12 protein-coding genes and 5 pseudogenes are annotated in these 15,424 nt (G+C 63.4%); 7 read left to right on the top strand and 10 right to left on the bottom strand.

Annotation, left to right across the window (positions count from 1 at the left end; translation table 11 throughout):
* The first annotated feature begins 380 nt into the window (after positions 1-380).
* Positions 381-1,091 (top strand): TetR/AcrR family transcriptional regulator, encoded by a 711-nt coding sequence (locus tag QN239_RS02610; protein WP_499008054.1) that lies wholly within the window; start codon positions 381-383, stop codon positions 1,089-1,091.
* A gap of 411 nt (positions 1,092-1,502) precedes the next feature.
* Positions 1,503-2,417 carry a DAPG hydrolase family protein gene (locus tag QN239_RS02605; RefSeq protein ID WP_499008053.1) on the top strand — a complete coding sequence of 305 codons (915 nt, stop codon included), beginning with the start codon at positions 1,503-1,505 and terminating at the stop codon, positions 2,415-2,417.
* 355 nt (positions 2,418-2,772) lie between these two features.
* Here the strand turns inward: QN239_RS02605 and QN239_RS02600 are convergent.
* The 5 genes and pseudogenes from QN239_RS02600 to QN239_RS02580 all read right to left on the bottom strand — a co-directional run.
* Positions 2,773-2,988, bottom strand: a pseudogene (locus tag QN239_RS02600) (transposase); the annotation flags it as partial.
* A 71-nt stretch (positions 2,989-3,059) separates the two neighbouring features.
* Positions 3,060-4,296, bottom strand: a pseudogene (locus QN239_RS02595) (IS256 family transposase).
* Between the two features lie 155 nt (positions 4,297-4,451).
* A pseudogene (locus QN239_RS02590) lies at positions 4,452-5,635 on the bottom strand (IS30 family transposase); the annotation flags it as partial.
* 115 nt (positions 5,636-5,750) lie between these two features.
* Positions 5,751-6,182: a nuclear transport factor 2 family protein gene (locus QN239_RS02585; protein ID WP_499008052.1), complete on the bottom strand. Its 432-nt coding sequence runs from the start codon at positions 6,180-6,182 to the stop codon at positions 5,751-5,753.
* Entirely contained in the window at positions 6,179-7,399 is a 1,221-nt protein-coding gene (locus QN239_RS02580) for a cytochrome P450 (RefSeq protein WP_499008051.1), read from the bottom strand. The genes QN239_RS02585 and QN239_RS02580 overlap by 4 nt, the downstream gene beginning before the upstream one ends.
* A 186-nt stretch (positions 7,400-7,585) precedes the next feature.
* On the opposite strand from QN239_RS02580, the gene QN239_RS02575 reads away from it, so the two are divergent.
* Positions 7,586-8,134, top strand: coding sequence for a TetR/AcrR family transcriptional regulator (locus QN239_RS02575; protein WP_499008050.1), 549 nt, complete (start codon positions 7,586-7,588; stop codon positions 8,132-8,134).
* A gap of 55 nt (positions 8,135-8,189) precedes the next feature.
* On the opposite strand, the gene QN239_RS02570 is transcribed toward QN239_RS02575, so the two are convergent.
* A protein-coding gene (locus QN239_RS02570) for an IS3 family transposase (RefSeq protein WP_499008049.1) occupies positions 8,190-9,328 on the bottom strand; the annotation gives its coding sequence in 2 pieces (ribosomal slippage) (positions 8,190-9,058 and positions 9,058-9,328; 1,140 coding nt in all).
* 97 nt (positions 9,329-9,425) lie between these two features.
* Here QN239_RS02570 and QN239_RS02565 point away from each other — a divergent pair.
* Positions 9,426-9,749 carry an integrase core domain-containing protein gene (locus QN239_RS02565; RefSeq protein WP_499008048.1) on the top strand — a complete coding sequence of 108 codons (324 nt, stop codon included), beginning with the start codon at positions 9,426-9,428 and terminating at the stop codon, positions 9,747-9,749.
* Between the two features lie 348 nt (positions 9,750-10,097).
* Here the strand turns inward: QN239_RS02565 and QN239_RS02560 are convergent, their stop codons facing one another.
* The 4 genes and pseudogenes from QN239_RS02560 to QN239_RS02545 all read right to left on the bottom strand — a co-directional run.
* A complete protein-coding gene (locus tag QN239_RS02560) occupies positions 10,098-11,168 on the bottom strand; it encodes an amidohydrolase family protein (RefSeq protein ID WP_499008047.1) in 1,071 nt (356 codons plus the stop codon).
* A gap of 23 nt (positions 11,169-11,191) precedes the next feature.
* Positions 11,192-12,064, bottom strand: coding sequence for a hypothetical protein (locus tag QN239_RS02555; RefSeq protein ID WP_499008046.1), 873 nt, complete (start codon positions 12,062-12,064; stop codon positions 11,192-11,194).
* Between the two features lie 76 nt (positions 12,065-12,140).
* The gene (locus QN239_RS02550; protein WP_499008045.1) at positions 12,141-13,277 is read right to left on the bottom strand and encodes a CopD family protein; all 1,137 of its coding nucleotides are present in this window, start codon (positions 13,275-13,277) and stop codon (positions 12,141-12,143) included.
* 238 nt (positions 13,278-13,515) lie between these two features.
* Positions 13,516-14,000 (bottom strand): annotated as a pseudogene (locus QN239_RS02545) (IS21 family transposase); the annotation flags it as partial.
* Between QN239_RS02545 and QN239_RS02540 the strand changes: the two are divergent.
* From QN239_RS02540 to istB, 3 genes and pseudogenes are all read left to right on the top strand, one after another.
* The gene (locus QN239_RS02540; RefSeq protein WP_499016514.1) at positions 13,932-14,315 is read left to right on the top strand and encodes a Mu transposase domain-containing protein; all 384 of its coding nucleotides are present in this window, start codon (positions 13,932-13,934) and stop codon (positions 14,313-14,315) included. The pseudogene QN239_RS02545 and the gene QN239_RS02540 overlap by 69 nt on opposite strands.
* The gene (locus QN239_RS02535; RefSeq protein WP_499008044.1) at positions 14,246-14,557 is read left to right on the top strand and encodes a hypothetical protein; all 312 of its coding nucleotides are present in this window, start codon (positions 14,246-14,248) and stop codon (positions 14,555-14,557) included. The genes QN239_RS02540 and QN239_RS02535 overlap by 70 nt, the downstream gene beginning before the upstream one ends.
* A pseudogene (gene istB, locus QN239_RS02530) lies at positions 14,557-15,349 on the top strand (IS21-like element helper ATPase IstB). Before QN239_RS02535 ends, istB begins: the two are co-directional and overlap by 1 nt.
* Positions 15,350-15,424 lie beyond the last annotated feature (75 nt).

Here is a 15,424-nt window from a genome sequence, read left to right as displayed (position 1 = left end):
ACGCCGACGACCCGCCCTCGGGCGGCGCGTCTGCGCTGGCCGATTCGCCCCGGCCGTTTACCCGCACCGTGGACCGGCCAGATGACGTCGATCGTTTGGATGTGGTGTCACTCGCGCTAGTCGAGGTGCCACCTCCGGGGGCAGCGTCAGACGAGGTTGCCGACGACGGCGATCCCGGGTCGCGGCTGTCGGCCGCGCAAGGACCGCACGTCAGCAAACCAACCGAGAGCGCACAGGGCGTCAAGGCCGAGGCGATGCCCAGACGAGTGACCGCAGACCTGCGTGTAGCTCGCATAGATAATCATTATCGTTATCAAAATTGCACCGTCAAGCTCGCGACGGCAGGACGACCGCGAGCGGCCGCTTAAAGTCGTGTCACTATGTCCGAGAGTCGAAAGGCCGGCCGTCCGCCCAAGATCGACCGCGACGTCATTGCCGCGGTGGTGATCGCGCAGGGACCCGACCGCGCCACCATGCGTTCAGTTGCCGATGCGCTGGGGATGAGTGTGCCCGGCCTCTATCACCATGTCCGCGGCCAGCAAGAGTTACGAACCCTCGCGGCCGAGTACATTCTGGCCGAAGCTGCGCCGCCGGTTCACGTTGAGGGCGAGCACTGGGCGCACTATCTACGTCGCTGTGCCTGGTTCATCCGGAGAATGTGCGCGCGCCATCCGTCGCTACTGGAGCACATGCTGGTCGGCGCGCTCGATGACGACACCCGACTGGCGTGGATATCCGACGGTGTCGAGGTACTGCTCGGACAGGATTTCGATCCAGCGCAAGCACAGACTGCCTGGTCCACCGTAACCATGTTGGCGGTGGGCAATGCGGTTGATTCGCAGCGCGAGAAGCGAGCCTCAGCTGCGGGCGGTGGATGGTCCGCGCGCGCACGCGCTTTCCTGACTGCTTCCACGGCACAGAGAAATGATGGCCTTCGAGCGCTCGTCTCCTCGGCCGTGGACCCTTTCACCGACGACGCCTTTGAACGGCAGTTGGACATCGCCATTGCCGGAATCTCGGCGAGGTTCGGTTTTTCCGCAACTCCAGCAAGCACCGGGCCCGCAGATGGCGGCGTAGTCGACGAGGTGTGACATCTACGCGGAGAATCGGCACTCCGTGATCGGAATGGATGGTCCCGCCCGATTGCGGGTCGCGGTTGGCGATGGCCGTTGCAAGGGCGTTGTTGAACAGCACCGCAGTCTGACTGGTGTCGATCGACCACCCGCCTTAAGAACGTGTCCAGCACGACCGCGCAGTACACCTTGCTTCCCGTCCGGCAGGCCACTGATGGCCGCACGCGCCGAGTCAAGCAAACCGACCCTGAGTAACCCGGGCACATCACTCCGGACATACCGGGGCGGTTCCGCCGGCGCCGCCGAACCGGGTTGGCGCCACCCATACTATAAAGCGAAGGGGCGGTTATCGTCCGACGACCGCACGTACTCCCTACAGGCCGATGAACGATCCGGTGCCAACGACCGCGCCACAAAGGAAAGGCAATCATGCGGTATGAGATAAGCCAGGCAGACCGGGAGCCCTTCCCCGACGCCTACGGCAAAGAACCGCGCTATCTAGGATTTCGATCATCCGACGAGGCAAAGCCTTACGCGAAGTACTTCCGCCCGGTCGCGCGCCCCATTCAGGAACACGTCGTACACGCCTTGGTGGCCGGGAAGTACCCGAGCGAGTTCGGCTACGGAGTGAACGAGGTCGCCGACCGACTGACGCGGCCCGGATACGAGAACATGGAGACCGGATGGACCAGACTCGGCAACGGTGTGGTCCAGATCAATGTTCACACCCATATGCCGAATATCACTGCCGCGATGTGGGATTGGTGGTTCGGTTGGCACGGCCGCGAGACGCAACGCTACAAACTTTGGCACCCTGAGGCGCACCAGTTCAGCGCTCTCGGCCAGGATCGCAGTGCGGACCCCACGCTGACGGACAGGCAACGCTACGTCGGCAACGTGTCCTACGTCGATGAGTACATCGGAGGCCGGCGGCAGACATTGGCAATCCGATTCCTCGACCCGGAGCGTCTGGGTTTCTCGTCGGCGGCCGGGACTACGCACATCTGCGCGCGCGTCGGTCTCAGTAGCCTGCCCTTGGCAGTCGGGTGGCTCGTGCATCAAGTCCGGCCAACCGACGGCGGTGCGGAAATGCGCTCACGCTTCTTCCTGAACGATCCCGCGGTGCTGGATCTCCCGGCTCGGGCACTACCCTCCGGAATCAGCGCCAAAGCGCTGAATTCGGGCCTCGGTCGGACCTTGGCCCGCCGGGTCGCACCAATCGCAGCAGGCAAACTCATTGGCGACAACCTCGCGACGGACATGATCAGCCACTGCGCCACTGAGATGAACCATCTCGCCGAATTTCTCCCACAACTCCACATCGAATTCAAGGACTCGATATAGCACCGAAGCGCCACTTCGTACCGCCATCGGGGCAGCCCGACTCGACTGCCGCCGGCTGCGTCGCGGCCTGGCGTGGGTGGATCGTCGTGCACAGCTTTGGGCGGGCCCCTGAGCAGCCGACGGCTCCGGAACCGTCGTAACGCCGCCCCAAGTGGTCCTGGTGCGTTCCCGCTGAATGAGTCCAGGGTGTACTGCTGCGCGATCCTGGACTGCCTCTCCCGGATCATCGTGGCCCGCAACTTCTCAACTACCGCGGACACAGCATTGGTCAACAATGCGGTCAACATGGACATCGAAAGCCGAAACCGAAGTGGTTGAACGATTCAACACGCCGATCACGGCACGCAGGGCGGATTCAATCTGTTGTCGCAACACCGGTTTGTTGGAGTAAGAGTAGCTGGTCGTTGAAGGCCTCCGCGGGAGTTCTCAAGCCGAGTGTCTTGCGGGGTTTGGTGTTGAGGGTGTGAGCCACGGCTTCAATGTCCTCTGCGGTCCATCGAGATAGGTCGGTGCCCTTCGGAAAGTACTGCTGTAAAAGCCCATTGGTGTTCTCGTTGGTGCCGCGTTGATAGCGTTCCGGGGAGTGGTGGACTTCGAATCTGGCGTGGTTCACGCGTAGCGATCTACGAGTCATGTTGAACGCTAGGTGATTTGGTGTTGTCTAGCAAGCGCTGTCGCGGCGTTCTTCTTCTCGATGACCGCCCGTAGTTCGTCCATGGAGACGTCGGAGAGGTAGCGGCGGGTGACCTGCCATTCGTCGTGGGATTTGATGACCACGGCGGTGGGCAGTCGCAGGAACGCTGCCGGGTTCGGGAAGATCTCCACGACATCAGCGCGGCGCTTGATCTCCTTATTCAACCGTTCGATGGGGTTGTTCGACCAGATCTTCTGCCAATGCGCCTTCGGGAACACGGTGAACGCCAGAACATCGGTCTTGGCCTCAGCCATCATTGCCACGACTTTCGGGAAGCTGGCAGCCAAGGTGTCGGCGACCCGATCCCACTGCGCGGCGACCTCGCCCGCGTCGGTGTGAGCGAAGATCGTCTTGACCGCCGCGGTGACCGCCGGGGCGTGCTTGGCCGCCACCGCGGCGTGCAGGTTACGCATGAAATGTACCCGGCAGCGTTGCCAGGACGACCCGGCGAATTGCTGTGCCACCGCAGCTTTCAAACCTGCGCGGACATCAGAGATCACCAGATGCACACCCGAGAGGCCGCGGTCCTTCACCGAGGCGAGGAACTCCCGCCAGAACTCGTAGGACTCGCTGTCCCCGACCGCGGTGCCCAACACTTCGCGGGTCCCGTCGATCGAGACACCGGCGGCGACCACGAGGGCCTGAGAGACGACGTGCGCCTCAATGCGGACCTTGCCAGAGGGTCGCATCGCAGAACACGTCCGGAAACTGCGTGTGGGCCAGGCTGCGGGTGCGAAAAGCGTCGATCTCCTTATCCAGACCGGCGCAGATCCGAGAGACCTCGGACTTGGACACCCCGCTCTGCACGCCCATCGCGGCCACCAGGTCATCAAGGCTGCGGGTCGACACACCATGGACGTAGGCCTCCATGATCACCGCGTGCAGGGCCTTGTCGATGCGGCCGCGGCACTCCAGCAGCGACGGCAAGAACGACCCGGCCCGCAGCTTGGAGATCTGGACCTCGATGTCACCGGAGGTGGTCGACACCGCTTTCGGTCGGCGCCCGTTACGGTGCACGGCACGCCCTTCGGTGCGCTGATAGCGGCCGGCACCGATCGCCTCGGTAGCTTCGGCCTCGATGAGCTGCTGAAGCCCGGCACGGATCAACTCGGCGAATACCGCCCCGACATCAGCGGACTTGAGCGCGTCGAGCTGGGCGAGCAGGGCAGAATGATCGTGGGCCATCGCGTACGTGTTCCTTTGCGTGTGTCACTTTGGTCGGGAACTCACTGACCACTACGCGATGGCCCACCCCAACACCGGCAACGACACACCCGGCACCACCACAGCCGGGTCCTCAGCCCCGAAACCCCACCACACCAGGGGACTTACCCTGCCGCTTGCCATGGCGATTGTGGATCGGCGAAGAACACGGGGATACCGGTCTCAATCCTGAGCTGGGCGTGCGCGGACATCTCCTTGCCGCGGTCCCAGGTCAGAGACCGAGTCAGCTGACCAGGCAGAGTCGACATCGTCTCGGCCAGTGTGTTTTTCATAGCGATCGCGCCGTAGCCGGCCAAGGCCGGCCCGTTCTTGATCGTACGCTTGTGCCGGTACCCCTGCTCGCGGGGTAGGTGGACGAGCATGGTGAACCGTGTGGTGCGTTCAACTATGGTGCCGATGGCGGAGCGCTCCAGCCCGATCAGTAGATCGCCTTCCCAGTGCCCGGGAACCGCACGGTCAGCCACTTCTGCGGCGCGTTCGCTGATCAGCGTCTCGGGTATGACGTGGGCCCAGGCCTTGCGGCGGGAACGCTCTCGTGGCACGCGCAACGCGCGTCCGGTGCGAAGACACCAGACCAGCTCGCGCTTGAGCGCGCCGCGGCCTTCGATGTAGAGCGATTGATAGATCGCCTCGTGGCTGATGCGCATGGATCATCATCAGGGAAGTCGAGTTTGATCCGGTTGGCAGTCTGCTCTGGCCTCCAGGCCTGCACCCATGCCCGGTCTTTGCGGTGTGCCTTGTTGTTGCCGGTCCACCGCGGCAGCTGCGGCCCGACCACGATCGAACCGTCGGGTCTGCTATCTGCCCCGACAACCGTTCCTCGACATAGTCATGCAGCCTCGCGTTGGTGACCAGTTTGGCGGTCTTCGGGCGCTTGGCGCTCAGCTCGGCCTCCCACTGCGCAAACCGACGCGCGGTATTCGGGCTTGGATCCACGAGTGGCAGCGTTGTGGCGCAGCTCGCGAGAGATCGCGGATGGATCCCGACCGATCGCCCGAGCGCTCTGGCGCACTCCGGCACCTTGGGCCTTCAGCAGCGCGATCTCCTCGCGCTCAGGGAAAGACGGATAGCGACCCGCCAGTGGTGTGAGATCGAACGGTGGCATACCGCCAGCGTTGTGGAACCACCGCTGGCCGACCGGCTGCGACGCGCCGACAGCGAGGGCAGCGACCGCCGGCAATGGCCCCTTGGCAATCTCGATCCAAAACAACCGTTCAGTCTCGCGCTGAAGCCGCGGCGCCCCCGGAGACCTCATCGCACGAGGAACCGCACGATCCGCTGTTTGCTGCCGACGAACCATCGAGCACCCTGAGGGGGACCCAGTTGGTGGTCCAGTCGCTGTGCGGCTTGGGGTTATGGGTCGTTGTTTACCTTAGTTCGGAGTCGGTCGGCTGACTCGCGGTATTTCGAGGGTTTCAGGCTGTGTTTTGTTGGACGTCGGTGATCAGGTGCGTTAGTCGCGATGAGGCGAGCTTCCATCCGTCTGCTTGGCGGACCCAGCATTCGGTGTAGTGCCCGTAGCCGGTGACTGATACTCCGCTGTCGAACACGGCCCGTTCTTGCGCGGCCCAGATCACCTGCGCTTCGTCGTCGTCGAGGTCGATTTCGGGGGTGTGGACCTGATGAACGGTCTTCGCCCCGGCCACCAACGATTGCAGCAGTGCCAGCGTCTCGTCGCGGCCCACGGTCATATGTGGTTCGGAGACGCCGTCACTCATCCCGAACTCTACGTTTGGGGTCATCAACGCCGCCAAGGCGTTCCAGTCCCGGGTGTCGAGGGTGCGGCAGTACGCGGCCTTGGCCCGAGTGAGTTCGTAGTAGGCGATCAACTCCGCCTGCCCAGTCACGTGACTGCCAGTTCGAGATGGTCGAGTCGACGCACGAGCAGGCTGGGCAACCAGAGCCCGGTCTGGGCAGCTTCGATGAGTGTCGTGCGTGCCAGCAGGTGGCGGATCACGACGGTCGCTTCTAACCGGGCCAAAGCGGCACCTACGCAGAAGTGTGCTCCCTTGCCGAACGTGAGGTGACTTTTTCCGGCGGATCGGTCGACCCGGAACTGGTCAGGGTCCTCGAAATGCGAGGGATCGCGATTGGCGGCACCCCACATCAGCAGCAGGCGTGAACCAGCCTGCAGGGCAACGCCACTTAGTTCGGTGTCGTTGACGACGTGACGGTAGTGCCCTCTGAACGGCGGCTCAAAGCGCAGCACCTCTTCCAGGAACGCGCCCAGCAACTCTGGTTGCTCCCGGACCTGATGTTGGATCGTGGGGTGGGTCGCCAAGATCCAAGCGGCCGAGCCGATGAGCGAGGCTGTCGACTCGCCTCCGGCGCTGAACAGGGTGATCATCATGGCCAGCGCGGTGAATTGGTCTAGTTCGCCGGTGGCGCAGGCTGTGGCGAGGTCGCCGAGTAGGTTGTCTTGTGAGTGGGCGGTGGCGTCCTGAAACTGATCGTTGATGTATCCGCTGAGTTCCATGACTGCGATGCCGGCGGCGGTGAGCTGGTCTTGGGTGACCAGTCCTTCGACGAATTGGGTGGCGGCATATCCCCATCGGATGAGCTTGTCGGTGTCCTCGTCGGGGACCCCGATGATGCGCCCGACGATCATCATCGGCAATCGGTTGGCCATGGCGCCCATCCATTCGATGCGGCCGCCCTGTACCCGGGTGTCCCAGATGTGGGTCGAGGTGTCGGCGACGAAGGACTCGATGGCGCGTATGCGCTTGGCCGCCAATTGCGGTATCAGGGCTTTGCGGTGCACGGCATGGGCGGGATCATCGGCGGTGGCCAGGGCTTGGGTGGCGCCGCCGAGTTCACCCATAGGGAAGGTCCCCACCGTCCCATCGGCGTTCCGCATCATGGTGGCGGTGAGGTTGGAGGAAAAGTCATCACACCGCACTACGGCGTCATTGACGGCCTCCCAACCGGTCACCGCATAGAAGTCCGAATCACCGATTCGGTGAACCGGCCCCTCGGCGTGCATGCGTTCATAGAGCGGATAGGGATCTTGGATGAATTGATCATCGAAGAGCGCCAGCCCCAGTGGCCCGGCCAGTTGTGTCATTGCTTCACGCTGAGGGTCTCAGTCGTAGAGGTCAACAGATCGCTCCGAAGTCGATACCGCCGGTCACCATTGCCAGTGGTCAGCGTCTCACCCGGGCCCACTGAACTGGCCAAATCGGCAACATTGGGCATATTCATGTCTCAGATCTGAGAATATGATTTCGAGGCGGCGTCAGGAGTGCGGCGGGTGGCGCGACAGGATTGGGTGGTCGGTGGGGATCGCCGGGCGGTGGCGACCGAACGGATCTACCGCGCCGCTACCGAGCTGATGCTCCGAAACGGACTAGACGCCTTCGATATCGACTCGTTGGCCGAGCAGGTGCACTGTTCGAGAGCGACCATCTACCGCTACGCCGGCGGCAAGGCGCACATTCGGGACGCCGTCCTGCTGCGCATCGCCGCAAGCATCACCGACACCGTTCGCGCCGAGGTCAAAGGACTGACCGGCGCGCAGCGGGTCGTCACCGCGATCCGCGTGGCGCTGCAGCAGATCAGGTCCGACCCAATACGACGACTGATGATGACCTCGACCAAGGCGCCCGCACTGAGCGACCTGCATTCCTCGCCGGTGCTTGGCGCCCTAGCCGCTGAACTCACCGGAATCACCGATGACGACCCAGCAGCAGCCTTGTGGATCGTTCACGTGGTGCTGTCGATGGCCTACCTGCCGCTCGGGGACGAACAGATCGAGGCCGAGATCCTGCACCGGTTCATATCCCCAGCGTTCGACCGCTGACCTGTCCGCACACTGACCAGTCGGGGCACACCCGACCCGTTTGGTGGTCCAGTCGCTATGCGGCCTGGGGTTGGTGGATCGTGGTCCACTGCAGAGCGAACTCGGTCGGGGTGAGTGCGCCATGGGCGGAGTGAGGCCTGTTGGCGTTGTAGTCGGCCCACCAGTCCTCGATGATGACGCGGGCTTCCAGTAGAGAGTCGAAGCGCCACGAGTTGAGTAGTTCATCACGGATCCTGCCGTTGAATGACTCGATCCAGGCGTTTTGCCACGGCGAGCCAGGGTCAATGAAAAGTGAACCGGCACTGTTGAATCGGCACCAATCACTCACCGCGTGGGCCACGAACTCGGGACCGTTGTCAAAGCGCACGTAGTGCGGCGCTCCATGGGTGAGGGCCAGGCGTTCCAAGACATCGACAACGCCGTCAGCGTCGATGCCACGATCGACTTCAATCGCAATGGCTTCGCGGGTGAACTCGTCGATGACGTTCAACATCTTGAGGGTGCGACCATCGGCGGTCGTGTCGAACTGGAAGTCCATCGCCCAGATCACGTTCGGGCGAATCGGTGACATCGCACCCACGGCGACACCGATCCCGATCAACCGCTTCTTCCTGCGACGTTGCGGGACCCGCAGGCCCTCCTCGCGCCACAACCGGCGGATGCGTTTGTTGTTGACGCACCAGCCCACCCTACGGGCCATCTTGGCCGCCCGTCGCCACCCCCAGCGAGGCCGGTCGGTGGAGAACCGGCGCAGCCAGGCACGAAGCTCGGCCTCCTCGGTAGTGATCGGCGATGGCGTCAGACGCATCGTGGACCGGTTCAGACCCACGACTGTGCAGGCGCGGCGCTCAGACACCCCGAACCGCTCACGCAGCACCACAACGGCGCTGCGCTTGCGGTTCGGGGTCAGAAGTTTCCCGCCGAAATCTCCTTGAGCATGTCGATGTCAAGGGCCTGGTTGGCGACCAACTTCTTGAGCCGGGCGTTCTCAGCTTCGAGCTCTTTGAGCCGTTTGGCCTCGTTGGCCTTCATCCCGCCGTACTGGGCAAGCCAGCGATGCCATGTCGACTCGGCGATCTCCAGGTGGCGGCACACCTCGGCCAGTTCCTGGCCGGCTCCGAGGAGTTTGTTGCCCTCGGCGAGCTTGCGGATGATCTGGTCCGGCGTATGGCGCCGGCGCTTGTTCGATGCCATGTCGTTGTCGATTCTTCCTGCCCGAGCACTCGGGCAACAGAGTCCCACAACGACTGGACCACCACAGGGGGCTCACCTCAACCCTCCCAACGTCAGGGTGTTGCTTCGACCGGTTGAATTTGGTCAGTTCACGTCCTGGAGCTTCGGGGAGAACATGCGCCGATGGGGCTTGCTCGGCTTGTTCGGGACTGCGGGCGACTGCTTCGATAACGCCGCCATGGAGTCATTCTGGGCGCGGATGCAGGTCGAGTTGCTCAACACCCGCAGATGGGCAACCACTATCGAGTTAGCTGCCGGGATGGCCGATTACATCGACAATGTCTACAACGTCGAACGCCGCCACAGCTTCCTCGGTGACAGCAGCCCGACAGAGTTCGAAACGCTCTGGACGTCTGCCTCTTCGATCCCTCAACTCGCATGACCGCGGCTCGAAATGGCGGGTACAGATTAGATGGACTCAGAAACGGGGACTTGCCAGTACGTTTGCGTACTCGCTGGAGAAGCCCCACATCGAAGTCATCAAGGACGACCCGGTATCCCCTGGACAGCGGCTCCCACCGCTGTAGTACAACATCTGGGATTCTTCACCGACGACTTCGACTCCACCTTGTCGGCGTTGCTGGTAAAAGTTTCGCGGTGGACCTCGCCCCCGAGTCGCAATCCAGCAGGAATTCAAGATGGCAGTTGCCAATCAAACAACGTGCCCCGATCCCGGGTATATGCGCGATGGGATTGGCAGTCCATCAAATATTGAGCCGCGATGTGACCCCTACGTAAGCGCGAACAAGCGAGTAGCGTTCCCTGCCAGGATCAGCGCCTTGTCGGCCTCCGATATCGGCAGGCCCCGGATATAGTCTGCTCCATCCTGGAACCAGTCCATACGGATCGGGTAAGACCCTCCGTACAGAATATGTTCAGCGCCAAGAACTGTGACTGCGCACTGGAGCTGCGGTGCTCCCCACTGCGGGGCGCCGGAGAGGTCAAAAAAGAGGTTCTCCGCCAAGCGGCGGCGGATTCTGGCCGTCTCGTCCTCGAAGCGATCGACCGTGTCCTTACCGGTGCTGGGCGGAGCTAGCATATTGACGAAGGCGAAGAAGGCCCCGCCCAGCATCGAATGTACCAACCGGAGATTAGGGAAATCGTCGAACAATGTGCTGAATAGCTCCCGCCCGACTGCGGTACTTTGCGCAACGACACGGCCGTACTGGCGGCGTAGGTTGGGGTATTCAAGGATCGAGCCATAGTCCACCGGGAGGGGGGTGTGATGAACGACGACGGGTACACCCAAATCGTTCAAGAAGCCGAAATAGGGTCGGAACTCATCGTCGTCAAGGTACAGGTCACCGTAGTGCGCGGCCATCTGGACACCACAGAACCCGAGTTCGCGGATGCAGCGCTCCACCTCTTTCAAGGAGTTCTTCGAGCCCCAGGGTGGGGCTACCGCCAGGGCCTGGAACCGGCCCGGATAACGTTGCAGGTGCTGTGCCAATCCGTCGTTGACCTTCTGGCACGTCGCCAGGTCAAGCCACTCCTGCCAACACGGCATGCGTAGGATCGCGGTCGCGACGCCGGCGCGATCCATGTCGGCAATCTGCTGTTCGGCGCTGTACTGATTCTCGGCGTAATTGAGGACTTCGTAGCCGGCCGGCTGCTCGATGACGATCTGGCGCAACGGCTTTCCCGGGACAGCGGCCACATTCGCCTTGATCCGATGCTCTCGTGGTACCGAGTCGATGAAGGCCGACAATAGTTCTGCGTTGTCAAAAAGATCCGCTGGCAGCCAATGCATATTCGCATCGACCAAGTTTGCCTCGGCAGGCATAGCGTCCTTGTCTGTCATAGCCTAACCCTATCCTCGTGATTCTAGTTGGTCGGTAAAACATTTCGCGATTCCGTGCGTCGAGTGCCGGCAGCGTCTTCCTGCGAGCCCCGACGTGGGTTACATAGTCCGGCCAGGAGAACGTGGCCGTGTCGGACCGCCAACGAATGAAGGCGTTCTGAGCGCAGATCGCGCGGTCGGCATCGGGCGGCGCCTTGAGGAACCGAGTCGCCGACGGCTGCAGGTAGGTGGTGAGGAGATAGTCGGCATAACGGGATGCGGTCAGCGGACAGAATTCGTTGCGCCCGTTGACCTTCAACGAAGCCCGATACTCCACGAACATCTCTTTCAACTGTCCTGACAGGCCCTGGTCCACCAATTGCCCTGCGTGGTGGTTGCGGTGCCGTAGTGGACACCGCCGGCGTCGATGAGAGTCCGCCCACGACAACCGGTTCGACGACAACGTAATCAGCTACCACGGCCAGCTGGGCACGGTTGATTTGCTTCCCGCCAGCGCCGAGCATGCCGTTACCACCGGCGGCAACTTCGCCACCCGGTGGTACCGAACCGAAGGGAACACCTCCGACATCCATCGCGGCCTCCCCCACCCCCGCTACGTCCTTCACTGAGACAGGCATGTAACCGCCGACCGAATTGGCGAACACGATCGGCGCGTTGCTCGCGTCGATGGCCTTGCCGTCGATGTTGATCGGCACGCTGATCACCAGACTCTGGTAGTCGGCATTCACAGGCTTGGTGACATAGGAACAGGGACCGTAGAAGCGATATGTCACCGTCCGTCCTCCCACGGCGGTCAATACCGTCACGGTATTTTCGGTGTAGGCCTTCGGGTCGAAGGCCAGGGCCCCAGCCCTGGTCGGCGGTGTGGACCCAGTGGTTAGCGGCGGCGTCGACACGGCCCAACCGTCGTCAGTCCTGCCATCACCACCGACGTTCCGCCCAGACCGCGCGTCGGGTGACACGCATCGTGACTCACTCCCTCCCTATGTCTACCGTAGGCACACGCGAGCCCGCCCACAGCACGGCCACCACCAACACGACAAGAATCGCGCCCGTTCCGAAGACCGTAAAGTCGAAACCCCTGGCGGCGGGTGAACCGGCCTCCGTGCGTGCGGATCCGGCAAGAAACGGGACAACGCCCAATACCGCCACCGCGAGAACCACTTCCACCGCAACGAGCTTCGGGAAGTGTCGGATCGTGATGCTCAGCGCGCTTAATCCGTCCTGCGCTGAGCGCAGTGCGCGGATCCGCGGCAGGAGCACTCGGGCGTTGTAGCCTCCCGCGGCGAGCATGCCCAGAACTAGCACCAGCTTGATCGCCAGGAACCGGCCGTAGGTGGTCGTCAACAGCTGCGACGGTGAACCCACGTGTACCCAGGCCAACCACGCCCCACTCACCACGAGCAGCCCCACCGCATACAACGCGAACATACCGAACCGCTCCCAGATCCGGCTCCAGTCTTCGACGATGCGGCGGGAATCGTCTGCCGCGGACAGCGACGAACCGTGAACGCGACCGATGAGACCCAAGACGGCCAAGATCGTGAGCCCGCCAACCCAGATCAGGACACCGATGATGTGCATGGCAGTCAAGATGGCGTGCGCGGCGCTGTCGACGGTGACGGCACCAAACGGCAGCGTCGGAACCACCGCAGTGAGCACTGCCAGCCCGAAGACCAGGCATGCGGTTAACCGGTCAGCACGCCTCCGCAACGCAAGCAGCGCCAACAGCAGCAGCAGGTACGTGAACAGCTGAATCAACGCCACTGTCCCCTTGCCCAAGGCGCTCCCGCGTACCGGCGGTGCCTCGATGAAGCTTACGAGCGCATCAGTGCTGAGTACTGTACCCATGCCGGTATGCGCGTACCGAGCTACGGCCGCAAGAAACTGCACCAACGCCGATACCGCAACAAACACTGCGACCGGCATCACCAGGACCCGTACCCGCCGGATGACAAGACCGCCAACGCTTTCTGCGGGAGCAAGCGCAGCGGCAGTCATACCTACACCCGCCGCGGCCGTCAGTGCCAGGTAATAAACGACCTCGGTGACCACCGAGCCAACCGAGGGTAGCGGAGGAGCGGCAAGCAGGGTTGTTGCACCAGACATGAACCGAACCTAACGCCGGAGACTATGCGACAGCTGTGCACCGCCTAAGGAGGGGCTAGCTTTCGCGCTGGTGGCTTGTTCCCGGTGATTGAGTCCAACCGGTTCTAGAGTCTCCTAGCCCGATCTCGGGCGAGAAGGGGAGATGAACGTATGGCTGGTCGGAAGCGGAACTCCGCTGAAGATATCGTGCGCAAACTGCGCCGAGGCCCGCTTCGTCATCGGCGACTTCAAGGACGACCACAGCCACCGACACCCCGTAGCGCTTGGCGACCGTGGCCATCCGGTCGAAGCGCCACACCCGCGTCAGCCCACCGAGCCGCGGACGACGCGATCCAGGCCGACGACCAGATGCGGCTGGTCCTCCGACGGCGCCACGAAGCCGCGCCACTTACCCGAATGCGCGAGCGAGCCGATCAACAGGTGTGCGGTCCTACCCCATCCCGAGGATTCGGGCGGATCGGGCAATTCCAGCCAATGCCATGAGGTTTCATCGAGGGCAGCGTGTGGGATCACCGCGTTAGGGCGCTCAGTCGCGGTGCGGCACGCCTCGCGGACCGGGCGCACCTTGCGGCCGCGGATGTTGCGAGTCAAGCTCTGATACGACAACCCTAACCCCAGGCGTTCGAGCTCGTCGTAGAGAGTGCGGGCTCACAAGTGCGGGGCCTCGGTCAGCCTCGCGGTGACGTAGTCGACGAACGGATCGAACGGATCCGGGTCAGGCCGGTGCGCCAGTGCTACTACTCGGTGCCCGCCCGTTACGCGGGCCGGTGGTTGACGGTGCGGCTCAGCGCCACCGCGGTGGAGGCCTATGACGGCGCGAGGCTGGTGGCTGCCCATGAACGGGCCGCGGGCCGCCATGTCGAGGTGCTGGCCTTGGATCACTACCTGGAAGTGTTGGCCGCTAACACCGGGGGCGCTTCCCGGGGGCGACGGCGCTGGCTCAGGCCAAGACCAGCGGGGCGTTCACCGTGGCGCACCAACGCTTCTGCGATGCCGCCCGCCGGGCCCGCGGTGACGCCGCGGGAACGCGGGCGCTGATCGAGGTTCTGTTGGCCCATCGCAGTCTGTCCGCCGATGCCCTGCAGGCCGCGATGAGCACCGCGGTCGCCACCGGGATGTGCGATCCGCAGGTGGTGATCATCGAAGCCCGCCGCCATAGCCACGGCGAGGACCGCGGCGGCGGCGCGGCGCTGATCGGGGTGTGGGCCCGCTATGACCGTCGGCCCCGACCCTGGCCGGCTACGACGTCCTGCTCACCGGAAGCGAAGGGTGAACCCTGATGAGTACCCGCAGTGATGAGGCCGCGCTGGCCGCGATCGGCGCTGCCGCCAAAGAGTTGCATCTGCCGACCCTGCATAGCGAGGTCGCCCGGGTGGCCGAGATCGCCACTCGCGAACATCAGTCCTATCTGCTGTTCCTGTCCGAACTACTGGCCGCCGAGGTCGATGACCGGGCCGAGCGTCGCCGCGCCCGCCGCATCGCCGACGCCAGATTCCCGCGCTTGAAGCGGCTGTCGGAGTTCAACGTCGACGCGGTCAAGACCATCCAGCCCGCGCAGCTGGCCTCCCTGGCCCGCGGCCACTACCTGTCGGCCGGGGAACCGGTGGTCCTGCTGGGTGATAGCGGTACCGGCAAGACCCACCTGCTCATCGGGCTCGGTTTGGCCGCCTGTGAACAGGGTCGGCGGGTGTGCTACACGACCTGCGCTCAACTGGTCAACGAGCTCGTCGAGGCCGCCGACGAACGGATTCTGTCCCGGGTGGTCGCCCGCTACGGCCGGCTGGATCTGCTGCTCCTCGATAAGGTCGGCTACGTCCAAATCGACCACCGCGGAGCCGAATTGCTCTTCCCGATCATCACCGAACGCGAGGAACGAGCCAGCATCGCCCTGGCCAGCAACCTACCGTTCAGCGAATGGGGGGGCAGTGTTCCCCGACCCTCGCCTGGTGGCCGCCATCGTCGATCGCATCACCTTCAACGCCCACATCCTCGAAACCGGCACCGACTCCTACCGGCTACGCACCTCCACCTCCACAGCCCGCCGCAAGCGGGCCGGTAACACTGTCGGCTGACGGTGTCGGTGAAGCTGTCGATCCATCTGCCTACCAGGGGCCGGCGCAGGGTTCGCGATGCAGTCCACGCCCGCA

Origin of the sequence: Mycolicibacterium sp. Y3 (genome assembly GCF_051188035.1) — a bacterium.
Classification (GTDB): domain Bacteria; phylum Actinomycetota; class Actinomycetes; order Mycobacteriales; family Mycobacteriaceae; genus Mycobacterium; species Mycobacterium fluoranthenivorans.
Note: the sequence above shows the minus strand (reverse complement) of the source record. Positions and strands in the feature narration are given on the sequence as shown.

Excerpts from the sequence above, each read along its gene's own strand:
- QN239_RS02605 (WP_499008053.1), top strand. The coding sequence starts at position 1,503 with ATGCGGTATGAGATAAGCCAGGCAGACCGGGAGCCCTTCCCCGACGCC.
- QN239_RS02610 (WP_499008054.1), top strand. The coding sequence starts at position 381 with ATGTCCGAGAGTCGAAAGGCCGGCCGTCCGCCCAAGATCGACCGCGAC.
- QN239_RS02560 (WP_499008047.1), bottom strand. The coding sequence starts at position 11,168 with ATGACAGACAAGGACGCTATGCCTGCCGAGGCAAACTTGGTCGATGCG.
- QN239_RS02550 (WP_499008045.1), bottom strand. The coding sequence starts at position 13,277 with ATGTCTGGTGCAACAACCCTGCTTGCCGCTCCTCCGCTACCCTCGGTT.
- QN239_RS02580 (WP_499008051.1), bottom strand. The coding sequence starts at position 7,399 with ATGACACAACTGGCCGGGCCACTGGGGCTGGCGCTCTTCGATGATCAA.